The following is a 21,715-nucleotide window of genomic DNA, read 5'->3' as shown; positions in this document are numbered from 1 at the left end:
CCCTCACTGCCTCAAACGATCATTCAGGAGAGATGCGATATGCCGGGCTCCGAACTCTATGAGAAATTTATGGCGCTGCACACCCGCGACGGTGGCCTCGTCATGCCGAACGCCTGGGACGGTCTGTCGGCGTTGATGCTGGCCGATGCCGGCTTCGAGGCGATCGCGACATCGTCGGCGGCGCTCGCTGCCACGCTCGGCCGGTCCGACGGGCGTCACGAAGTCACCCGTGGCGAGCACCTCGAGCATGCGCGGCTGTTCGGTCAGCTCACCGGGCTGCCCGTCAACGGAGACTTCGAGGACGGCTACGGCGACACGCCTGAAGACGTCGCGGCGACCGTGGAAGCCGCCGTGGCGTCTGGCCTGGCCGGTATCGGGATCGAAGACACCTCGGGCAATCCCGATCAACCGATCCGCGACTTCGACGATGCTGTCAACCGCGTGCGTAGTGCCGTCGACGCGGCCAAGGAGCGCATCGTCGTCACTGGCCGCACCGACAACTTCATCCAGGGGCGGCCTGACCTCGACGACACCATCCGGCGTCTGACGGCCTTCGCTGAGGTCGGCGCGGATGTGCTCTACGCCCCGTACCCACCCGACCTCGACGCAGTCGTCGCGATCGTCACCGCGGTCGCGCCGACACCGGTCAACGTCCTCATCTCGCCGGCGGACAAGGTGCTGACCGTCGTTGAGCTACAGAAGGCCGGGGTCAAACGCATCAGCTTGGGTCCAGCGCTCTACACCCACGCAATGAAGGCACTCGAACAGGCCACCAAGGCGCTCGTCGCGGGTGACCTCACCGCCGCGACGACAGGCATCAGCTTCGAGCGCATCGGCGAACTACTTGCCCGCGGTAAAGAGCTAGCCCAAACCCTATGAACCACCGCTCCCACCTGCTGATTACAAGAAGAAGGCAGATTGACGTGAACCTCGACAAGCTCATGAACAAGCACCTCACCAGGTATTTCGACCCCAGCAAGACCATCTCAGAAGAAGCCCTTCAACAACTGCTGAGGTTCCTACGCTCCACGCCGACATCGGTGAACGTACAGCCCAACCACTTCTACGTCCTCGCCACGCCCGAAGGCAAAGAGCGGCTCGCCAACAACCTGGGCGAACGATTCCAGGACAACAGCGAGAAGATCCTGAACGCATCGCACACCATCATCCTCACCACCCGGGCAGATCTGCCTGACAGCCACCTCGAGGCGGTGTTCACGAAGGAGAGGGCCGACGGCCGGTTCCCTGACCCGTCAAAGCAGGAGCTGTGGGAATCAATGACCCGCGACTTCCTCAACCTGCGCAACTACGGCTACAAGGACCTGAACCACTGGATGGAGAAGCAGACCTACATGGGGCTGGGCATGACCATGATGGCGGCCGCTGAGCTCGGCGTCGAGGCCACACCGCTGGAGGGGTTCGACCCGACCAGTGTCGACAAGGCGTTCAAGATCCGCGAGACCGGACACACCACGACAGTGCTGCTGGCCCTCGGCTACCCCGACCCCGCGAAGGCGTACGCCAGCCCGATCTCGCGATTCGAAGCCGACCAGCTGTTCACCTTCATCTAAATATCCACGGCATCGGAAATGACTGTGGCCCACTAAGGCTGAGATCGGCATCGGAACGAAGAGTCAGCGCCAACATCAAGCAAGATGCTTGCCTAATGCGACTCTTCGTTCCGATGCTAGTCAGCATGAAGCGGCCGGCTCCAGTTCCGCTCTCGTTGCGAGTTGATCTCGTGGGTCATCCACGCTGAGGCGGATGGAGCCACACCGGAATGAGCCGGTCGCCATGAACAGCATGACGCAGGTGACGGTCCGATCCATCTCGGGTTGGACGTCGCGAAGAGTCGGATTGTGGTGGGGGTCCTGTCGCCGGCGCGGGAGTCGCCGGTGGTGGATCGGATCGCCCATGACGAGGCGGCGGTGCGCCGGCTAGTCGACCGGTTCGACGACAGGTCACGGCTGCGCACCTGCGTCGCGCCGCCCGCGTAACTGTCTCTTTACCCCCCGACGGCTTCCGTCACTGTTGCCGGCGTGCGCGCGTCGCCGTTCGTGGCGGCCATGCGTGAGACGCCACCTTGGGGCCTTGACCGGGCGGTCAGGGCACTCGAATCGATAGAGGAGTTGGTCACCTTGGACGGACAGGAGCTGCAGAAGATCGCAGGCGACTGCACTGCGGAACTGCCCGGCGCCGATGTGGAGCATCGTTTCGGCCCCGACTGGGAGGTCTACAAGGTGCGCGGCAAGGTCTTCATGCTCATGACCGACATGCCGGGGCGCCCCGTCGTGATCCTGAAAGCTGGTCCGGACGACGCCGCAGCCCTGCGTGAGCAGTACGCAGACATTACCCCCGGCTATCACATGAACAAGAGGCACTGGATCACGGTGGAAGGCGGGGGCACCATCGACGAGAAGCTGGTGAAGGAGCTCGTGATCGACTCCTACCGTCTCGTGGTCGACGGGCTTCCCAAGTCCGAGCAGCCCGTGGATGCGCGCACCTAAAGCCGCCGCGCCTGACCTTCGTCATGCCCATCAGCGGCGAGAAGCTCCAGGACAGAGCGCTCGACACACCAGCGCGGTCGCCCACCTCGGGTCGGTGCGGAGCTTGCCGAGTACCCTCCAGTTCTTCAGGTGGGCGAAGCCATGCTCGACCGGGGCCCGCACCGCGGCCATTGCCTTGCTAGACAGCTTCTGACCACGAGCAGTTCTTCCGCCTGGACAAGAAGGCCCTGGGGCTGGCGCGGGCGAAGCGCCGTCCGGCGACGAGACTGCGCATGCTCTCCCGGGACGGCAAGCCGACGGGGCTGGGCGACGCGTTCGCCCACTACGGGCGGATCTTCAAGACCGTGCACCTGCTCCAGTCCGTCTCCGACGAGGGATACCGGCGGATGATCGGGACCCAGCTCAACGTCACCGAGGCTCGTCACCGCCTCGCCCGGAAGATCTTCTTCGGGCAGCGCGGCGAACTGCGCCAGCACTACCGCGACGGCATGGACCAGCTCGGCGTGCTCGGCCTGGCCCTGAACGCCGTGGTGCTGTTCAACAGCCTGTACATCGACGCGGCCGTCAAGCAGCTGGCCGCCGACGGCTTCCCCGTCACCGACGAGCTGCTCCCCCGGCTCTCCCCGCTCCAGTAGTCAACTTCCTCGGCCGCTACGCCTTGACCCTGCCGCCGGCGCCCGGCCTGCGCCAGCTGCGCGACCCGCACAACGACGATGAGACCGACGACGGCGAGGACGTATAGCCGCAGCCCGTACAGTTCCGGTGCGGAATCACCACCTGTGACACCGGGCTGGACCGCATTACGAGGCGAAGCTCAGCCGGTAAGCAGGATGCGCAGGCTGGGGCCTCGGCCAGGAGCCAACGGTGCGACGGGTGAATCGGCTCAGCCAAGGTCGAGGCTCAGTCCGGTACTCGACTGCGGAAGTTCGCCAGGCGGGCCGCCACCTCCATAGCGTTCTGGTCGAGCCAGGCGGTCAATCTCGGGTTGGCGGTTCAAAGTAAGATCGAGTCCAGGCCCGGTTCTCGTATAGCTACGGCCAGGTGTCGTCTGCGGGTGTCTGCCCTGTTCAGCGGCCGGGAGGTCCGTCGCGGTAAACCGCGTATTTGCTGCGACGGCGGACCACTCCACCGGGAACACGGCCACGTTTCCGCAGGTGAGGTGTACGCATTTACTGCGGCGCCCCTGATGGGGCGTCATTCTCTGCTGCATGACCGTCTTCCGTAGCAATACGAGAACCGGCCTCTTCGGACTGTTCGGCGCGGTCGCCGGACGGCGGATGACGGTGCGGTTGATGGCCCGGTCCGCGGTCGGCGGCCTGGGCGGGGAGGTGAGCGCCGGAGCGTTGTGCGGGCGATCTGTCACACGTCCGTCCAGGTGAGGGGCTGAGCGGTGCAGGGACCGCCGGGGTGGACGGCGAGGTGGCCTCTGGTGACGTCGAGGGACACGGTGGCCAGGGTTTCCCAGCGGTGGCCGAGTGGCGCGGTCGGGGCCGCATGGCAGCACAGGGCCGCGCCCTCGGCGAGGTGGACGGTGAGGATCTGTAGCAGGGCGCTGCGGTCCGGGGCATCCAGCGGGCGGGTGCGTTTCTGCAGGGCCTCGAAGCGGTGGTAGGTGTCGGGGTCCTGCGTTCCCATGGTCTCTCCGGGGGACAGCTTCGGGGCGAGGAAGTGATTGGTGTGGAGCAGGTAGCCGTCGTCGCCGGGCTGGAGCAGAGCGGGACCGGCCGGGCTGACTTCGACGCTGGCGGCGCGGGCGCGGCCTTCCTCGTAGTCGCACAGGGTGAGCGCGGAGGAGGCCGCGACCGGGGTGCCCATGGCCAGTGCCTTCGCCTCGTCGAGGGTCGCGCAGCGGTCGAGTACCAGGCGGGCCAGGACGTGGACGGGGAGCCATGGGCCGTCGTGCTCGGGGGACTGGTCGGAGCGGTGGCTGAGGATGTTGAAGTGGAGGCCGAGTCCGCCGGAGTTGACTCCGATCTTGCCGACGATGCCGTATTCGGTGAGCGTGCGCACCACCCGGCCGTCCGGGTGCTCGACGATCCACACGAACCAGCCATCGCGCATGCCGTCGTGCCAATCCCAGGTCTGGGTGGTGACCGGTGGGCCGCCGCCGGCCGGGGTGTGTACGACGGTCGAGCACTCCGGGTGGTGCTGCCCGAGTCGGCCGAGGATCTCCGTGCGGGCATTGAGCGCGGCGATCTGATGCGGCGGCAGGCCGGAGCCGCGGGCGATGCCGTCGATCTCGGCGGTCAGGTCGGGGGCCAGCGCGCCGATGTGCTCCAAGGCCTCCTCGCCCCACTTGGTGACGTCCTGCCGAGCCGCCCCGGCGGTCGCGAACAGCTCGCCGTAGAACTCCCAGGTCCGCCGGATCCTGTCCGGGAAGGCCCGGCCGAGGAGCAGTCCTCGGTCGCCGGGGGCGGCGGAAGCTGATCGGAAGACCGTGGGGCTGGGCATGAAGTGGGTTCTCCTAATCCCGAAAGTCGACTAATCCGAAAGTCGACGCGATGCACGCGACGATCACCCGTGTTGCCAAGCTGCGTCATACCGTCTTTCCAGCAGGTCACGGCTCGGATAGGCGTGTGGTCGGTTGCTGCCGGGGCGGCCTGTGCCATACGGGAGAGCCTGGTCGTGAGCAGCGTTTCGAGTGTTGTGGTCTCGGTGGGCGTCAGCAGGTTCAGCAGGCGGCGCGCGTTGTGCATTTGGTCGGTGAAGGCCTGGTCAATGGGCATACCGACCGAGCTGACGGCGGGGATGCTCCAGGGGCCCAGTTCCCGTTGTGGCGCTGCTGCTTTTTTGGGCTTGCCAGCCCACGCGTTACCCACTTAACACAAGTCATGTCTGGGCTGTCAAGCCCAATCTGCGGTATCGTGTGACACACGGAACCCACCACAGGAGCTCGGATGCCTCACAAGCTCACAGACAAGGGCCAGGCAACGCGGGCCCGCATCCTGGAACACGCCGCGGAGCTCATCTACACCAAGGGGGTCCACGCCACGAACAACGAACAGCTCCGCCGCGCTGCCGGCGTCAGCGGATCGCAGCTCAATCACTACTTCCCGACCAAGGAGAGTCTCGTCCTGGCAGTCATCGCGTGGCAGGCCGAGCGCGTCCTCGCGTTCCATCGGAGTGAGCGATTCACCTGCTTCGACAGCCTCAACGCGTTTCGGGACTGGGCGGATTTCTACGTCGCGTACGAGCGCGCCTACCAGGAAGGCTGCAGCCTCGGCTCCCTTGCGAGCGAGATCATCAAGACGGACCTTGACGTTCACGAGGAACTCGCGGGTGCGTTCGATCAGTGGAGGAACATTTTCCGTGATGGACTTCAGCGGATGCAGCGACTCGGCAGTATCAGTGCTGACGCGGATCCCACGCGGCTAGCCAATCTGCTTCTCTCTGCCTACCAGGGCGGCATGCTCCTCGCCCAGGTCGCGCGGGACATCACCCCGCTGAAAGACGCGTTGCGGGCAGCCATCGACTACGTGCAGACCTTCGCGATGTCTCCCCAAGCCGACGTACTCCAAGCCCGGTAGCCGCCGACGCCACTGAGTATCCGGTTGCGATGTCCGTGTACCCGTCCGCCAACCCCGCGACCGTACGAGCACGCCCGATCGCCGCAGCCGTCAGCCTTCCAGTAGCGGGCCGACGTCGGACGGCGGGACCCTCAGGGTACCGAGCGGCGCCCGATCGGGCCCGCTGCCGAGTAACCGGCCGAGCACATCCGCCGCGACGCCGCGGCGTAGCTGCTCGTGGTAGCGCTCGCTGCGCAACACCCGCAGGCACCGGCGGCAGCTGGTCTCCGCACCCACACCGCCGCAAGGATTGAACGACCTTGGCGCGGCGTCGGCTGCCAAGCCGATCAGGTCCAACTCGTCGCTGGAGTGAAACGACTGGAATTGCTGGGATCGCGTCAGTGCATGACGCTCGGTCCAACGCACCAGTCAGCGTCGCCCTGAAAGTCGCCTCCTGTTCGACGGCATAACCGCGGTCGACACAACGGCGAGCCAAGGCTCCGATCTGGTCGGGCCGTGCGGTGAAGGATTCCAGCTGAGTTCGGCCGTGCGTCGAGAAGACTCGGCCGGGGCCGTGCTGAGCAGCTCCGACGTCGATGACATTAACCCTTGTGTCTGGTCCGAGGTGGTCTGGATTCTGGCAGCAATGCGCACGCCGCCGAGGTCGGCGTCGGTGCAGATCACTGTCTGGGCACTCTGCCCTGCCGCTTCAGTAATCAGGGCAATGACGGGATCCGGCGTCTGTCCTTTGTTCTCGCAGCAACACGGCGAGGTGCTCGCTCCAGATGTCCAGGTCGACCAATTCGAGCAACAACCGGTTGAACTCGATGAGGTTCATCGACGTGGTCTGCGCGCCCGTGGCCCAGCGGTAGCGCGACGGCTAGCTCGTCGCGGTTCTCGCTGCCGTCCGGCCGCTGGAGCCACTCGGCGATAATGTCCCGCTCGGCGAGCGCGGCGATCACCGCTGTCGGCGACATAGCGGTGAACCAGCGGCGGCACCCGCCGGTATTGGCTAATGGCTAGCCATCCGCCCCCGAGTCCGGCCCGGGCGTGGTCGTGCCCGCCGACTGGAGGCCGCGGCGGAACCGCGCGGGAGTGGTTCCCGTGGCGGTGCGGAAGGCCCGGCCGAAGGCGGACTCGGACTGGTAGCCGACCTGCGCGCCGATCGCCGCGACCGTGGTGTTGCCGGAGCGCAGCAGTTCGGCGGCGGTCATCAGTCGTGCCCGGGTGAGGAACGCCCCGACGGTCATCCCGGTGCTGTGCTGGAAGTGCCGGATGAATGTGGCGCGCGACATCACCGCCGCCGCCGACAGCCGGTCGATCGACCAGTCGGCGCCCGGGTCGTCGAGGACGCGCTCGACGACGGCCGCGATCCTGCTGTCGCCGGCCGCGGTCCACAGTGTGGCGGTGGTGGCCAGGCCGCGGGCGGTCCGCAACACCATGGCGAGGAGCACCGTGCTCAACGACGACAGGATCACCGCGGTGCCGGCGCCTTCCCGGTGCGCCTCGTCGCGCATCAGCGTGCTCAACGTGCCCAGCACCGCACGGCTCTCGGCGGACTCACCGAACGACACCTGCACCGAATCGGGCAGGCTGCGCAGTAGCATCGCGCCCGCACCCGGCCCGAACGTGTAGTGCCCACAGAACAGATCGACCACGCTGTCGCCGCCGCGAGCGCTGCGCACGGTCCGGAACGCTACGCCGCTCGTCTCGACGACTTCTTGCAGACGTCCGCCGCCGGGGGTGGTGGTGACGGTGTGTGGCGCCCCGCTCGGGATCACCACGATGTCGCCCGGAGCCAGGCTCAGCACGCGCGTACCCATCCGGAGCACGCATGTGCCCTCCAGCAGGACGTGGAACGGCGCCTCGCGCTCGAGAGACGCGCCGAACTCGAACCGGGTGGCGCCAGCGAGCAGGCAGTGCTTGTCCAGGCTCGCGTCGATGCGGGCCAGGCGGATCAGATGGCTGACCGTGTCCAAGTGAGTATCCACCTGAAACTTTAGAGCTGGAAAGTGAGAAGAAGCTGCCTTGTGGACTCAATTGTAGATGCGGAGACTGGGGTGACATGCAAACTCACACCCGTCGCCGAAATCAGCTCACCGCCGCCGCGCGCGGCCACATCCAAGTGGCGAGGCAGGTGTTCGCACGCCTGATGGCCCACGTACTAGGCCCGAAGCCACCCCCGCTCGGGGCGGGCGTCGCGGTCGTTGCGTTGTTCGTCGTGGTGGAGACGCTGCTGGTGGATACGCTCGCTCCGATCGCGGCCGGGAGTGCCCTGGCCACGGTCTACCTGCCGGGCGTCCTGGTGGTTTCGACTCTGTGGGGCTGGTGGCTGGGGGCGGTGACGGCGGCGGCCGGTGCCGCTGTCTTCAACGTCATCCACGTTCTGCCCGCGGCGGATAGGGCGGAACTCGACAAGCTCGGGATGATCGGGATGACTGGCCAGCATTGGCTGGCCTTCACCGTCCTGCTGGCCGTCGCGCTGGTCGCGAGCCGGGTGGCGGACGTGGCCCGCACGCGCGGCGCCGAGGCCGTCGCCTGCTGCCGGGACGCAGCTCTTACCGCCGACCTGGCCGAGGTCATGCTGCACCCGGCCGACGTGCCTTCGGTGCTGCCGGAGGCGGCACGGCGCGTTGCCCAGGCGTTCGAGCTGCCGTCCGCGGCCATCGAGGTCGAGGCGGTCGCCTCCGACGAGCACCGGGTGGCGATCCCGTTGCACCGCGGCACGACGCAGGGCGCCCTCGTGGTCCGCGCCGACCTGGCGGAGCCGAAGCTGCGACGCCTCCGCGACCGGATCGGGCCCGCGTTGGCGATCCTGCTGCACGCGGCCCGCAATTGCGATGCAACGCGCAGGTGCTTGACGGCGAACGCCGACGCGTTGCGCGCGTGCGCCGAGGAACAGGCGGCGCTGCGGCGGGTCGCGACGCTGGTCGCACACGGCGTCGCCCGTGACGACGTCTTCACCGCGGTGGCCGTGGAAGCGACCCGGTTGCTCAACGCTGACGCCACGAGGGTGATGCGCTACGAGCCCGGGGCCGTCGCCACCGTCGTCGCGGAAAGCAGCCACCCGCCCCAGGGCAGTCTGGTCGGCAAGCGGCTCGTCGTGGACAGCGGCGTCACTGAGATGGTGTTCGGCACCGGCCGCGCGGCGCGCGTGGACGACTACGAATGTCGCCCGGGCTCCATCGCCGCCCTCGTCCGTGAGCTCGGCCTCCGCTCGTCCGTCGGCGCGCCGATCGTGGTCGAGGGTCGCCTGTGGGGCATCGTGCTGACCTCGACAGCCGACCCCGAGCCTCCGCCGCCCGACGCCGAGGAACGACTGGCCCAGTTCACCGAGCTCGTCGCAGTAGCCATCGCCGACGCCAACAGCCGCGCGGAGCTCAAGGCGTCGCTTGCCCGCATCGTCATCGCCGCCGACGACGCCCGTCGCCGTATCGAGCGTGATCTGCACGACGGCGCCCAGCAGCGCGTCGTGTCGCTCGGGCTCCAGCTGCGTGCCGCGGAGGCCGCAGTGCCGCTGGAGCTGACCGGCCTCAAAACGCAGCTGTCGGACGTGATACACGGCCTGACCGACGTCTTCGCCAACCTTCAGGACGTCTCGCGGGGCATCCACCCAGCGATTCTGTCCCAGGGCGGCCTTGCGCCCGCGCTCAAGACGCTCGGACGCCGGTGCCCGGTCCCGGTCGGGGTCCACGTGGCCATCGACCAGCGACTCCCCCAGCGGGTCGAGGTGGCCGCGTACTACATCGTGTGCGAAGCGCTGACCAACACGGCCAAGCACGCGAACGCCTCAGTGGTACACGTCGAGGCCGCATCGGACGCCGGCGTGCTGAGGCTCGCGATCCGCGACGACGGCATCGGAGGCGCGGACGCGGGCCAGGGCTCCGGGCTCACCGGGCTCAACGACCGGGTCAACGCGCTCGGCGGACGGATGACGATAGCCAGCCCCGCCGGAAGCGGGACGTCGCTGCTCGTCGAGCTCCCACTGGGAACCGCTGAGCCGGCGGGCTGACGCTCAACCAGCGCAGGCGCGCGGCGTCACAGGCCGCACTCCTCCAGCAGCCGCAGCCAGACTTCGCTGGCGGTCGGAAACGGTGGGACGGCGCGCCACTGCCGTTCGAGGGTGTACCGTTCGATAACTCGGTCAAGGGGTTCTGACGTGCGCTTTTGTGCGTCTCCGCCGCGCTCGTCGTAATGGCCCGAGCCCGCGCCGCCCGGGCCACTGCGGCCGGGATCATCGTCCTGTGACGGCGTTGAACAGCATCATGGCGCCCCCGCTGGCGCCGCCCCCGACCAGTACATCGATGTTGCACGCGCCCTGGATGTTGCACTGCCACCGGCACCGGTGACCACCCGCATCGGCGCCGGGAAGCTGGATCCTCCTTCGGCGTTGAGGCCGGTGCCGTAGTTGATCCGGGTCGCGCTGCGCGCCAGTCGGCGACACCCTAAAGTGCCGGCGCGATGCCGATCTTGTCCTATAGGAACGGCCGGGCATGGATCCGATCGACCGGGGGCATGGGCAGCCGCACTACCTGTCCGGTACTTCGTGCGACAGCCCGACTACGGTAACCTCCGAACAACGTGGTCTGGATGCGCCGTCCGGCGACCTATGTAAGTCGGATCGTTGTCGATGGGCCGACGAGCGTGGGGGTTTGGTCGCGCTCGGACCTTCGACACCAGAATCCGGCGTACATGCCGACTTTGCGAGCCGCGTGTTCGAGCGCAATCGAGCACGCGGCCGCGTCGTATCCGACGCACGATCGTGGCGGTTCGACCACAGGTTGGTGGTCGCGATGACCACCAGCCCGATCCGGCCGATCATCCCGTCCGCCCAGCCGCATTCGCGGACCGGCGCGCCGCCGGTCGGCGCCGGACGCCTGCGCGGGCCGTTGCCGCTCGCCCGGCTGACCGAGCGTCCTGCCGGGACGCTGCGGTTCGGCCTGGCCACGAGGCGCTGTTGCATTGAGCGTTCCGCTGGTCAGGCAGGCTTGAACGGTGAAGCTCTCGAACCGCCGGTGTCCAGCCCTGCCGCCACGGTCTGTGTTCGCCGGGTTCCGGTTCCCACCGGAGGTGATCGTGGTCGCCGTTCGCTGGTACCTGCCGAGGTCGACCACGTCACCGTACTCCGTTGGGTGCAACGGTTCACGCCGCTACCGGCCGACGCAGCCCGGTTTTGCCGTCACGCGCCCGGTGACAGGTGGTTCGTCGACGAAACATATGTCAAGGTCGGCGGTTGGTCCCGTCGGCGTGGCATCACGTCGAGCGGTACGCCAACAACCGGATCGAGGCCGATCACGGCCAGCTCAAACACCGGCTCAGACCGATGCGCGGCCTGCACACCGACCACAGCGCACAGACCATCATCACCGGACACGCCTTCATGCAGAACCTCCGCCGCTGCCACTACGAACTGGGCGTCGACGCCCCACGCGGGCTGCGCATCGCTGCGGCATTCACCGAGCTCGCCGCCGCGATCGGAGACCGGCCACGCTGCTCAACGCGTCCTCCGATCGGCATACGCAACAGCGCCATTTTGAACGGTGGCACGACCCGGTCGAACCCGCCGCGGGCGGGTGGTTCGGAGCCCTGATCACCACCGCCAGCATGGGGCTGGCGTGCCAGCGGATCGGCGAAGGCGGACAGCGCTCGAGGCTTTCCGGTGTGGCGGGACGGACGGGGCTTGCGCAGGCACGGCGCCGGCGAAATGGGCGTTGAAATGATCGGCCGTGGGCGGACACGTATCTGGTGACAACCGCCCACCGTGAGATCCTGGGAGCCACGCTTTGGCACGAGCACCCTCCAGCGCCGCTCAGTTCGAAGACCTCTATCGCAGCTGTTATCAGGATCTGCTCGGCTACGCGCTGCGCCGGGTAGACCGGCCGCAGGACGCCGCCGATGTTGTCGCCGACACGTTTCTCGTGGCGTGGCGGCGGATCGACGAAGTACCCCTTGATCGGGCTCGCCCATGGCTGTTCGGGGTGGCTCGCAACATGATGGCCAACCAGCATCGGGCAAACCGGCGGAGGGCCGACCTGGCCGAGCGGCTGCGGCAGGAGCTGTCGCAGGCGACGGTGGTGCAGCCGGACGTTCCCGCGTCGCTCGGGGCGGCATTCGCCACCCTGACCGAGGCTGATCAGGAGGTGTTGCGGCTCGTTGCCTGGGAAGGGCTGAGCGCCGAGGACCTCGCCGTCACGCTGGACTGCTCCGTCAACGCTGCACGTATCCGGTTGCACCGGGCCCGCAAGCGTCTCGCCGACGCGCTCACGCAGACCTCTGTCACCACGCCACTCAGGAGTTCCGATGCATGACGTCGACGAGGAGCAGGACGGCCTGATCCGTCTGCTCGCCCCGACCGTTCACCTCCGGACGAGCCCCGACGAGACCCTCATGCACGGCATCATGGCCACCGCGGACCGGCCCGCGCGGGTCCGCACCCGACGCCGTGGGCTGATCGCCGTCTCGGTCGTCGCCGGGCTCGCCGCGGCCGCGTTCGCCGTCTTCGCCGCGTTGCCGATCTCCTCGCCGATCGGCGGACCGGCGCCGGCCAACGCGTTGTCGATCACCGAGGACGCCGGTTACCTGGTCATCACGATCAAGGATCCGGCCGCGGACCCGGCCCGGTACGAGGCCGAGCTCAAGCGTCGTGGCCTGGACATCAAGATCAACCTTGCTCCGGCCCGGCCGGAGGAAGTCGGCAAGGTCGTCTTCGACGAGGTCGGCGAGTCCGGGAAGCTGTCCTACATCGAAGACCCCGGCCACTGCACGTCCAACGGCTCCTGCACCGTCGGCGTCAAGGTTCCGCTCGACTTCAAGTCGTACGCCCGGATCACGTTCGGCCGGGCCCCGCTGCCGGACGAGGAGGACGAGGTCGGCACCACGTCCGGCGGCGACACCAAGACCGACGCGCTGCGCGGCAAGACCGTCACCGAGGTCCGCAAGATCGTCGCCACACAGAACAAGACCATCCTGTACCGCGTCGGCTGGCAGTCGCTGGACGCCCCAGCCGACCAGGTCCCAGGCTCGTGGAAGGTCTACAGCGCCGCCTACGGCACGGACAACAGCATCGTCATCTGGGTGTCCCCGGACGGCACCGAACCCACCCCGCCCGCCAACCCCGGCCCCAGTCAGCGCGGCGGGGCCGGCGAAGGCAACTGACACATCCCGGGGGCCGGACCATCCGGCCGGCCCCCGGGCAACTGCCGCGGCCTGACGAACGGCAGCCATGGCCGGGACGAATACTCCACCGACGACGCAACCGGATCTCGACTCGGAACAGTACCCACCGCTCGATCCGCGTGAGTCCGCGCCTGGCGATGCCGGTGAACTGCTGCGGGGGCCCGGTCGATCGGCTCGCTGCAGAGCGTTACGGTAACTCGATCGTCCGGTTCACGAACATGCGGTGATCGGGCCGTACCCCGCTGATCACGGCGCCGCCGCCCCGACGCAAGCGGTCGGGGCGGCGGCGGTTGGCGTGCCGAGCGAGTGTCAGTCGTAATAGACCAGTCCGATGCCCGGGATGCACTTGGGCGGGTTGAACAACATCAGGTTTTTGATCGGTGTCCGGGTCTGGACCTGCCCACCCTGGATCTGCATGTCCCCGAAGAACCAGACGTCGCCGACCGGCTTGAAGATGTCGCACGGGTCCTTGGGAATGTAGTCGACCGGATTCCAGGTCGAACCGCCACCGCCACCGCCGCCGGGTGAACCCGTGTCGGAGCCGCCCGGAGTCGGGTCCCCGCCGACCGGTGAATGCCAGTTCGGGTTGAACCAGAGGTCGTGCTGGATGACGATGCCGGTCGGGGTGATGGCCCGGCACATGCTGTCGACATCGGTCCCCTCGCAGAGCTGCGATAGGTTGGCCGCCGCGTATTGGTCAAACGCCTGGATATCCTCGTCCGACGTGGCCAACGGCTGCGGATTGATGGTCAGCGCGGCGAAGTTCGGCCCCTTCGGAAAGAGCGACGGGAACGTCCCGGCCAGGAAGGTCGCGAGCGCCCTGCCCACGACCACCGAGCCGAGCTCGTTCGGGTGGAAGCTCTCCTGGTACGACTTGAAGTAGTCTCCTTGCCAGAAGATGCCCGGGCGGCGGACGAGACCCTGGATGTACGGTTCGGGCTGACCGAGCTCGTGTCCGGCGATCAGGCTGGTCCCGTTCGGACCGGCGGTGTTCGGGTCGAAGATGTGGACCTTCGTCGCCGGAAACGTGGACTGGAATTGCGCCACCCCGTCCCGGATGGCCTGGTTCACCTTGACCGCGAACGGATACATCAGGTCCATGCTCCGGCCGGTGAGCTCTCGGATGCCGGTGTTGCCCGATGGCTTGACCGGCACCGGGTAGAGCTGCACCACGATCTCGGCCGTCGGATGCGTTTCCCGGACGTCCCTCAGCCCGTTCGCGACCTTGTCCTTGAGACCGTCGATCTGCGGCTGCAACCGACCCACCTCCGCGGCCACCGCCTGCTCCTGGACCTGCTGCCATCCTCCCACCGTGAAGATGCCGCTGACCGGGTTCAGATACGCCTTCACCGCCGTGCCGACCAGGCTGGCGAAACCGGCGTCGTTGCCACCGAGCCCGAAGTAGACAATCTTGGCACCGGTCGGGACGTCCACAGCCTGGCGCTCGTTGCGGATGGCCGTGCAGCCGTCGCAGTCCGGCTGCGGCTCGTTGAGGTGCTTGATCAACGCCCCGGACGAGGCTTTGAAGAAGAGCCGGTCGCGTGAGAAGGTCGTCGTCATCGTGTTCGAGGTGAGGGTCATCCGCCGAAACGGGAACCGACCCAGTTCCAGGGCTGTCCAGGCCACGACGAAGGGCGCGAGACCGGACTGGTGACGGAAGTCCTCCGTGCCATCGGCCTTCGGCAGGTACATGTGGTCATGGCTCGCGCCCTCACCACTCGTGTAGCTGTCGCCGTAGACGACGGCGTCGTACGGGTCCGCTCCGGGCAGGTCGACACAGGTCGGCGGGCACGGCAGCACCGACGGGAACGGCGGTCGAGGCGGCAGCGGTATCGGATCGGCGCCCGCCATAGCGGCCGGCAGGAGCAGCCCCAGCGCGGCGAACAACGCCGTCAGGACGAGGCGTAGCTGGGTACGTCTTGGGACAGGGGTGCGTGGCATGTGGTACATCCCTCGATGATTGCGGTGGCTTTGCCGCAGCAGCATGCTGCACGGCGGCCGTCGCTAGCATCGGGCGGTTCCCTACCCCACCCCCCTGAATCGACCAGCGTCCACGGCCAGGAGCTGAGCGAGCGTGACGCGCGATTGCACGCCGAGCTTCGCGAAGGTGTGGGAGAGGTGCGCCTCCACCGTCTTGGGGCTCAGGTGCAGCCGCTCCGCGATCTGCTGGTTCGTCAGCCCGCCCACGACGAGGTCGGCGATCTGCCGTTCCCGGGTGGTGAGCGCTTCGAGCGGATCGGCCGGTCGCCGCTGCCCCCGGGGCGCTCGGGCGGCCAGCCGACGCTCGTCGCGCGCCAACGCGGCCGAGAGCCAGGCCGCCCCGGCCGCGGCGAACAGGGATTTGGCCCGGCCTATCTCGTCGCGGACCTGCCCGACCGAGCCCAGCGCGGTATACAGCTCGGCGGCGAGCTGCCGCGTGAGTCCCTCCTCGACCGGCGCACCGGCCGCGGCGAAGTGGTCGGCGGCCTGTTCCGCGTACCCGGCCGCGTCCTTCGACCGCCCGCACAGCATGAGCACCTTCGCCTGCGCCCGGTGCGCGAAGCCCAACTGATGCGCCAGGCCCGACTCCGTCGCCCGGGACAGGGCCCGTTCGGCGAGCGAGCCGGCCTCCGACCGGGCACCGGCGGTGGCGGTGGCCATCGCCTGGAGGGCCAGGCAGTAAGTCCTGGTCGGCTCGTCGGCCGGGTCCTCCGCGGTCAGCGCGGCCAGAGCACGGTCCGGCTGCCCGGCCTCGGCGTAGACCAGCGCAAGGTCGAGCCGCGCCAGCCCGGACCACCAGCCCGACCGGGGCCGGGTCCCGGAGATCCGTTCGGCCAGTTCCAGGGCGGCTCGCGGTCCGTCCCGCCACAACAGCGGACGCAGCAACAGGATGCTGGACATGGCCAGGGTCTCCCGGCTGTGGATCAGCCGGGACGCCTCGCGGGCCTCCTCGGCGGCGGTCACCGCCTCGGGCAGCCGGCCCTGCCGCTCGTTCAGCGCAGACACGACGATCAGCAGGTACGGCACGCTGTGGCTGCGCCCGGCGCGGTACGCGATGTCCAGCCCGCGGCGCAGGTGTCGCGACGCGTCGTCGTAGCGCCGCAGGTGCAGCTCGACCCAGGCCAGCGGCGCGATCAGCTCGAGGTGCGGCGCGAGCGCGTCGTCGGTCATGGCGTCCGTCAGCCACGCCGCCCGGTCGGCCTCGCTCCGGCTCGCCGCGACGTCGCCGTCACGCAGGCTGGCCAGCGCGTGGATGGCCCGGGCGGCCGACTCCAGCGGCTCGTCGTCCGCGTCCTTCAGGGACCGCAGCGCGACGGCCGCCGCCAGCCGGGCCTTGCCCGGCTCCCGCCCCATCAGCTCGACCGCGGCCAGCCCGACCTGAGCCAGGCTGGTCGACCGCTCGCGCGCCTGCGGCCGGGTCAGCTCGGTGGTGACCAGTGCTTTCGCCTCGTCGAAGTCGCCGAGCAGCCGATAGATCATCGAGGAGAAGCCCGCCGCCGCGATCCGCAGCGGCGCCGACGCCCGCATCACCTCCTGGAGGATCTGCCGGCTGGCCGCCAGATCGCCGGTCACCCCCAGCGCGCGGCCCAGCGCCCATTGCAGCCGGACCCGCCACAGGGCCCGGTCCACCTCGTCCGGCAGCAGCCGGATCGCGGTCCGCAGCAGCCGGACGGCGGTGGACGGCGCGGCATCCAGCGCCGCCGCGGCCGCCGCCTCCAGCGTCCGCACCGCCTGCAGGTCGCCGTGCTGCGCCGACTGTGCGGTGTGATGGGCCAGCAGCTGCAGCGGGCCGCCCTTGGCGCGCAGGTACTCCGCCGCCCGGTCGTGTGCGCGCGACCGCCAGGCCGCGCCGGCCATCCAGTACGCCGCGGCCCGGACCAGGGGGTGGCGGAACCGGAACGCGGCGTCCGCCTCAACCACCAGGCCCGCGCCGACCAGGTGGTCGATGGCGTGGTCGAAGGCGGCACCGGGCAGTTCGGTGATGGACGCGACGAGGTCCAACGAGATCGGTTCGCCGGCCACCGCCGCCGCGCTGGCCACCTGCCGGACGTCCGGCGTCAGGACGGTCAGCTCGGTGCTGAGCACGTCCAGCAGCGCCCGCTCGGGTGCGCCGGTCGCCGCCTCCCCGGCCTCCGCGAGCGCGGTGAGCGTCGCCTCGCTGGCGTCGGCGAGCGCCTGCAGGTAGAGCGGGTTCCCATGGGTGGTGCGGTACAGCAGTTGCCGCCGGCCGCGGTCCGCCTCCGGCAGCAGAGCCGCCACGTCGGTCTCGCCCAGCGGCGCGAGGCTGATGTGCACGGTCGCGTCGCCGAGCTCGGCGACGGCCCGGGCAATGCCCGCGGGCACCTGGGCGGCACGGTACGCGGTGGCGATCAGCAACGCCGCCCGCGGCGGGCGCCGCAGCAGGTACTCGGTAAGCTCCACAGAGGACTGGTCGGCCCAGTGCAGGTCGTCGAGCACGATGGCGACCGGGCCGGCGGCCCCTTGATCCTCGATGAGCCGGCGCGCGCGTTGGAAGAGCCGGTAGCGGTCGAGCCCCGCCCGCCGGGCCTCGGACGGCCCGGTGGCGTCCACCAGCAGCTCGGTCAGCGCACCCTGCGCGTCCCGGTCCGGATCACCCGGCTGGGGTTCGAAAGCGGCGAGATAGACGCCGAACGGTACGTCACGCTCGAACTCGGTCGCCTGCCCGTGATGGACGGCGAAGCCCCGGGCCCGGGCCAGATCGGCCAGCTCGGCGAGCAGACGGGTCTTGCCCATCCCCGGATCGCCACGCACCACCACGGCCCGCAGCGCCCCGTCCGCCGCGCTCGACACGGCATTCGCCAGCAGGCTGCGCTCAGCGTCGCGGCCGATCAGCCTGCCGTATGTCGCCCCGTCTGCCATTCCGCCCTGAACATCCAGTCCGGTGAGTGAAGGTAGCAGCGGCGTCAGCCTAGCCCGTCGAGCGCGGCTGGGACCAGCGTTGCGGCCCGGCCGTTGCCCCGCCGCGTCAGCCAGGCGTCACAGCATCGTCTTTGACGCTCAGCACGGGCATGGAGCTCCCTGGCCGATAAAGACATCGACCGGGGTCGACGCGGCCGGCCGCTCGACGGGCTTCGCGAACTGGCCTGGTTCGCCCACGAGGGCCGGCGCCTCGACCGGCCGCTGGCCCACGCCCGGCACGCTCTCGTCGACGCGCGCCTCGCCCGGCGGACACGCCGATGACTTGGCCGTACTGGTCGGGGGCGCGGTAGACGTACCGCCAAACACCGCCGACCCCGCTGCGTCGTCGCTGTCCGCCCCGAACGCTCCAGACCGAAGGATATTGACGTATGCAAGAACTTACTGTAAATAAAGTGTACTGATCTGCCTGGGAGGTCATCATGCGACGGTCCCTACTGCTGGCGGCGGTTCTGCTCCTACTGGCATCAGGCGCGCCACCCGCCGCAGCGGCTCTCCCGGCCGGCCTGCAAGCCGGCATGAGCACCCCAGCCGAGATCGCCAACGCGAGCCAGGCCGTCACCCCCGTACAGATCTACGGCGCCTGGCACTGCGGCAACGACTACTGCACCTGGGGTGCGGTCCGCAGCATCGCCGAGTTCGACAGCCAGAACCACTGGTTGATCGACCGAGGTGACGCTCGCCCCTCCGTCAACGTGGTCGTCCTCAGCTTCGTCAATCCGCTCTCGCTGCTGCACCAGACCACCGACGCGACGACGCTCAACGGCGTACCGCGTGGCATGACCTCCGAGATCGTCAACTACTTCACCTCGCGCGGCGTACGAGTGATGCTCTCCATCGGTGGTATCACCTACACCGACGACTGGGACGCCGCCCTCGCCGAGAACCCGACGCTGTTCGGGCAGCGGGCCGCCGCCGTGGCCAGCCAGCTCGGCGTGGGCATCGAGATCGACTATGAGCAGAACACCGACCCGAACGTCACCGCCCTGCAGGCCTTCATCGATGCCTACCGCAGCGTTTACCCGTATGACGCCACCGGTACCCGACCCCAGGCCCGGCTCACCATCGATGTCGCGGCGGGCGACCGCTGGCTCATATCCTTGAACCGCAAGGCCACCGGTGACTGGCTGCGCACCGACACCCCGGTACTCGACTACGCAAACGCCATGGTGCCCGCCCGGCCCGCCTCGGCGAGCAGCTCACAGGCGAGCTGGCAGGAGCACGTCGACGGCAAGCCGCAGTACAGCCCGCCGCTCCCACCGCTGGCGCCGGCCAAATTCACCGGCGCCATCTACATCGCATACGGCGGCAAGGCCCTACCGGAATGCGTCGACTACAACAGCTCGCTACAGCGGGCCACCGCCCCGTACGTGCAGACGGTCGTGCCCAACGGTGCCGGTACCACAGCGGGCATGCTCGGCTTCATGTTCTGGGCCGCCGAGCGACCCGCCACGCGGGGCATCGGCACCGTGCCGCCGAACACCTGCCAAGGCGGTGCCGGTGCCGGAGCCACCGCACTGAGCGTCCCGGTGCCAATGCCGGCACTCCGGCAGAGCTGAACGGGCCGACCGCCGACCCTCAGGCGACGTCCGTTCCGACAGGTCTACATCACGTCGAGCGGCTCCGATGCGTTGCGAGGTCGGCGCGACGTGTGAACAACCACAGGCGTGTGGAACGGCTGAAGCGTGAACATGGCCGACAAGGCGCGTTCCGGCGCAAGCGGATGCTCGACGGCCTGCCGCAACTCGAGCCTCACCTGAGGCCGTCATGTCGGCTGAAGCAGCGGTCGCGGCGCCCGACGGGTCGGACGGCATGGCCGTTTCGAGGCGACCCCGGTTCGGCGCGGCGGCCTCGGCGCCCTCCGCGGACGCGGACAGCATTGGCGACACCCAGATCGCCTCGGGCGAGGCGACGACCGACGGCGACCGGCCGAACCCGCCCGGACCGGGTCCTGGTCGACAAGGCGTGAACGCGCGGCGCGGTCCCGCCGCTGCCTTCGACCGAACTGTGGTGCGCTACTCGTTGGGGTAGGCGAGCCCGATCTGACGTCGGATCTCATCGAGGGTCTGCATGATGGACAGAGTTTCGCCGAGGGGAAGCAGCGGCGACTCGGTTGATCCCGCGGTCAGCAGCTCCGCGAAGTGCGCTGCCTGGTAGACGAGGCCCTCGTGACCGGCGACGGACGCTGGTGCGGTCTCCCGCGTGTTGCCGGTCAGATCGGTAAAGCGCACGGGTTGCGGCTGATAGAACGGGCCAGCGATCTCGATCCGACCGGCGGTGCCGGAGATGCTTGCTGTGGTCGGTGAGGCCGCGGTCTGGGTCGTGGAGATGACGCCGTGCGCGCGCCCGGTCCGCAGCACCGCGGAGACCTGGGCATCAACGCCGGTCGTCGTCATGGTGCCTGTGGCCTGAATCTCGTCGGGCGCGCCGAGGACGAAGGACGTGAACGAGGCGGGGTAGATCCCGAGATCGAGCAGCGCGCCGCCGGCCAACGCAGGGTTGAGCAGCCGGTGCGTCGGCTCGATCTCGAAGTACTGGCCATGGTCGCTGATCACCGTCTGCACCTCGCCGAGTGCGCCGTCAGCAAGCAGCTGACGCACGATGTCGTAGTGCGGCAGGAAGCGACTCCACATGGCCTCCATCAGCAGCGCGCCCGAGGTGCGGGCCAGCTCGATGAGTTCCGACGCCTGCGACGCGTTCTGCGTGAAAGCCTTCTCGACGAGGACCGGCTTGCCGCCGAGCAGCGCCAAGCGGGCCTGCTCGAAATGATGGCTGTGCGGCGACGCGACGTAAACGGCATCGATGTCGTGATCGGCGACGAGTGCCTCGTAGGAGCCGTACGCGCGTCCGACTCCGTGACGCGCGGCGAACTCCTGGGCGCGATCCGCCGAGCTGGAGCCGACAGCGACAACCCTGGACTTCGAGTGCCGATGGACGGCGTTGGCGAACTGACCCGCAATCCATCCAGGCGCGATGATGCCCCACTTGATCGGCGGCGCGTCGCCGGGGTCGGCGGTTCGCGCGTTGGGCAAAGAGGTTCCGCTCGTGCTCACGTTCGTCCTTCGAGTTGGCTGTTTCGGGTACCCACGGCGAAAGCTACACCGCGGTTGCCATGACCCGCTTCCGTCCCCCTGGTGCACCTCATCCATGCGCCTCGTCCTGCGGATCGATCGGACCGCCGACCTCCGGCACCCACAGCCGCGCCCGGAAATGCTCGAACAACGGCAACGTCAACCCGAATTGGTTGCCGTAGAAAGCACGGTGCGGCTCACCGATCACCACATCGTCGAACCCTCGGCCTGGACCACGCAACGCGTCAAACAGCCGCTCGGCGTCGAGCCGACGCTGCCATGGCAACGCGCGAGAGCGGCCTGCGTCGAAGTACTCGTCCACGATCGTCCCGCCGTGCGGGGCGATAAGGGTCGTCGCGCGCCTGGCAGCTGAGCCACTCCCCGACGGGCCGAGGCACCGGCCGCCCGGTCGCCGCGGGCATCTGACCCGACGCGAGGAGGAGCGTCGGTCAGCCGAACGTGCAAAACCGGGACCTGGCACTGTCGTGAATGTTGCTCACCGGTCCGGCGTGAATCACAGTGTGGGGACACTGCACCG

General features: G+C 68.7%; 18 protein-coding genes and 1 pseudogene. 11 read left to right on the top strand and 8 right to left on the bottom strand.

The genetic code is table 11. The features are described 5' to 3' along the window. The first annotated feature begins 69 nt into the window (after positions 1-69). From AB0B76_RS43500 to AB0B76_RS43480, 5 genes are all read left to right on the top strand, one after another. Entirely contained in the window at positions 70-879 is an 810-nt protein-coding gene (locus AB0B76_RS43500) for an isocitrate lyase/phosphoenolpyruvate mutase family protein (RefSeq protein ID WP_360387086.1), read from the top strand. A 44-nt stretch (positions 880-923) separates the two neighbouring features. Further along, a complete protein-coding gene (locus tag AB0B76_RS43495; protein ID WP_360387084.1) occupies positions 924-1,571 on the top strand; it encodes a nitroreductase family protein in 648 nt (215 codons plus the stop codon). Positions 1,572-1,859: 288 nt separating this feature from the next. Next, entirely contained in the window at positions 1,860-1,997 is a 138-nt protein-coding gene (locus AB0B76_RS43490; protein WP_360387082.1) for a hypothetical protein, read from the top strand. A 42-nt stretch (positions 1,998-2,039) separates the two neighbouring features. Continuing rightward, positions 2,040-2,507 carry an MmcQ/YjbR family DNA-binding protein gene (locus AB0B76_RS43485; RefSeq protein WP_360387080.1) on the top strand — a complete coding sequence of 156 codons (468 nt, stop codon included), beginning with the start codon at positions 2,040-2,042 and terminating at the stop codon, positions 2,505-2,507. A gap of 212 nt (positions 2,508-2,719) precedes the next feature. Then, on the top strand, positions 2,720-3,142 hold the full coding sequence (locus tag AB0B76_RS43480; protein WP_360387105.1) for a Tn3 family transposase: 423 nt from the start codon (positions 2,720-2,722) through the stop codon (positions 3,140-3,142). Positions 3,143-3,866: 724 nt separating this feature from the next. Here AB0B76_RS43480 and AB0B76_RS43475 read toward each other — a convergent pair. Continuing rightward, positions 3,867-4,958 (bottom strand): C45 family peptidase, encoded by a 1,092-nt coding sequence (locus tag AB0B76_RS43475; protein ID WP_360387077.1) that lies wholly within the window; start codon positions 4,956-4,958, stop codon positions 3,867-3,869. Between the two features lie 446 nt (positions 4,959-5,404). On the opposite strand from AB0B76_RS43475, the gene AB0B76_RS43470 reads away from it, so the two are divergent. Then, the gene (locus AB0B76_RS43470; protein ID WP_360387074.1) at positions 5,405-6,034 is read left to right on the top strand and encodes a TetR family transcriptional regulator C-terminal domain-containing protein; all 630 of its coding nucleotides are present in this window, start codon (positions 5,405-5,407) and stop codon (positions 6,032-6,034) included. A 90-nt stretch (positions 6,035-6,124) separates the two neighbouring features. Here AB0B76_RS43470 and AB0B76_RS43465 read toward each other — a convergent pair whose 3' ends face one another. The 3 genes from AB0B76_RS43465 to AB0B76_RS43455 all read right to left on the bottom strand — a co-directional run bounded on the left by AB0B76_RS43465 (position 6,125) and on the right by AB0B76_RS43455 (position 8,004). Continuing rightward, positions 6,125-6,439 carry a hypothetical protein gene (locus AB0B76_RS43465; RefSeq protein ID WP_360387072.1) on the bottom strand — a complete coding sequence of 105 codons (315 nt, stop codon included), beginning with the start codon at positions 6,437-6,439 and terminating at the stop codon, positions 6,125-6,127. Positions 6,440-6,722: 283 nt separating this feature from the next. Continuing rightward, positions 6,723-6,851: a hypothetical protein gene (locus AB0B76_RS43460; protein WP_360387069.1), complete on the bottom strand. Its 129-nt coding sequence runs from the start codon at positions 6,849-6,851 to the stop codon at positions 6,723-6,725. Between the two features lie 181 nt (positions 6,852-7,032). Next, positions 7,033-8,004 (bottom strand): AraC family transcriptional regulator, encoded by a 972-nt coding sequence (locus tag AB0B76_RS43455; protein WP_360387066.1) that lies wholly within the window; start codon positions 8,002-8,004, stop codon positions 7,033-7,035. Between the two features lie 161 nt (positions 8,005-8,165). On the opposite strand from AB0B76_RS43455, the gene AB0B76_RS43450 reads away from it, so the two are divergent. The 4 genes and pseudogenes from AB0B76_RS43450 (at position 8,166) to AB0B76_RS43435 (ending at position 13,168) form a co-directional block, all read left to right on the top strand. After that, positions 8,166-10,025: a GAF domain-containing protein gene (locus tag AB0B76_RS43450; protein ID WP_360387063.1), complete on the top strand. Its 1,860-nt coding sequence runs from the start codon at positions 8,166-8,168 to the stop codon at positions 10,023-10,025. Between the two features lie 1,013 nt (positions 10,026-11,038). Then, positions 11,039-11,489 (top strand): annotated as a pseudogene (locus tag AB0B76_RS43445) (DDE-type integrase/transposase/recombinase); the annotation flags it as partial. A gap of 307 nt (positions 11,490-11,796) precedes the next feature. Beyond that, the gene (locus AB0B76_RS43440; protein WP_360387060.1) at positions 11,797-12,321 is read left to right on the top strand and encodes a sigma-70 family RNA polymerase sigma factor; all 525 of its coding nucleotides are present in this window, start codon (positions 11,797-11,799) and stop codon (positions 12,319-12,321) included. Then, positions 12,314-13,168: a hypothetical protein gene (locus AB0B76_RS43435; protein WP_360387057.1), complete on the top strand. Its 855-nt coding sequence runs from the start codon at positions 12,314-12,316 to the stop codon at positions 13,166-13,168. The genes AB0B76_RS43440 and AB0B76_RS43435 overlap by 8 nt, the downstream gene beginning before the upstream one ends. Before the next feature lie 330 nt (positions 13,169-13,498). Here AB0B76_RS43435 and AB0B76_RS43430 read toward each other — a convergent pair whose 3' ends face one another. Continuing rightward, a complete protein-coding gene (locus tag AB0B76_RS43430; RefSeq protein ID WP_360387055.1) occupies positions 13,499-15,076 on the bottom strand; it encodes a hypothetical protein in 1,578 nt (525 codons plus the stop codon). Positions 15,077-15,211: 135 nt separating this feature from the next. Then, positions 15,212-18,049 (bottom strand): AAA family ATPase, encoded by a 2,838-nt coding sequence (locus AB0B76_RS43425; protein ID WP_360387053.1) that lies wholly within the window; start codon positions 18,047-18,049, stop codon positions 15,212-15,214. Between the two features lie 575 nt (positions 18,050-18,624). On the opposite strand from AB0B76_RS43425, the gene AB0B76_RS43420 reads away from it, so the two are divergent. Further along, positions 18,625-19,665, top strand: coding sequence for a hypothetical protein (locus tag AB0B76_RS43420; protein ID WP_360387051.1), 1,041 nt, complete (start codon positions 18,625-18,627; stop codon positions 19,663-19,665). Between the two features lie 456 nt (positions 19,666-20,121). Here AB0B76_RS43420 and AB0B76_RS43415 read toward each other — a convergent pair whose 3' ends face one another. Beyond that, on the bottom strand, positions 20,122-21,159 hold the full coding sequence (locus AB0B76_RS43415; protein ID WP_360387048.1) for a Gfo/Idh/MocA family oxidoreductase: 1,038 nt from the start codon (positions 21,157-21,159) through the stop codon (positions 20,122-20,124). 88 nt (positions 21,160-21,247) lie between these two features. Next, positions 21,248-21,499 carry a hypothetical protein gene (locus AB0B76_RS43410; RefSeq protein ID WP_360387045.1) on the bottom strand — a complete coding sequence of 84 codons (252 nt, stop codon included), beginning with the start codon at positions 21,497-21,499 and terminating at the stop codon, positions 21,248-21,250. Between the last annotated feature and the right edge of the window lie 216 nt (positions 21,500-21,715).

Source organism: Dactylosporangium sp. NPDC049140 (genome assembly GCF_040648435.1).
The sequence above is the reverse complement of the archived record's forward strand: the minus strand, read 5'-3'. Positions and strand labels throughout refer to the sequence as shown.

What these genes read in the sequence shown, in the direction of transcription:
- AB0B76_RS43500 (WP_360387086.1), top strand. Translation starts at nt 70, where the DNA reads ATGGCGCTGCACACCCGCGACGGTGGCCTCGTCATGCCGAACGCCTGG.
- AB0B76_RS43475 (WP_360387077.1), bottom strand. Translation starts at nt 4,958, where the DNA reads ATGCCCAGCCCCACGGTCTTCCGATCAGCTTCCGCCGCCCCCGGCGAC.
- AB0B76_RS43470 (WP_360387074.1), top strand. Translation starts at nt 5,405, where the DNA reads ATGCCTCACAAGCTCACAGACAAGGGCCAGGCAACGCGGGCCCGCATC.
- AB0B76_RS43460 (WP_360387069.1), bottom strand. Translation starts at nt 6,851, where the DNA reads ATGAACCTCATCGAGTTCAACCGGTTGTTGCTCGAATTGGTCGACCTG.
- AB0B76_RS43450 (WP_360387063.1), top strand. Translation starts at nt 8,166, where the DNA reads ATGGCCCACGTACTAGGCCCGAAGCCACCCCCGCTCGGGGCGGGCGTC.
- AB0B76_RS43435 (WP_360387057.1), top strand. Translation starts at nt 12,314, where the DNA reads ATGCATGACGTCGACGAGGAGCAGGACGGCCTGATCCGTCTGCTCGCC.
- AB0B76_RS43425 (WP_360387053.1), bottom strand. Translation starts at nt 18,049, where the DNA reads ATGGCAGACGGGGCGACATACGGCAGGCTGATCGGCCGCGACGCTGAG.
- AB0B76_RS43420 (WP_360387051.1), top strand. Translation starts at nt 18,625, where the DNA reads ATGAGCACCCCAGCCGAGATCGCCAACGCGAGCCAGGCCGTCACCCCC.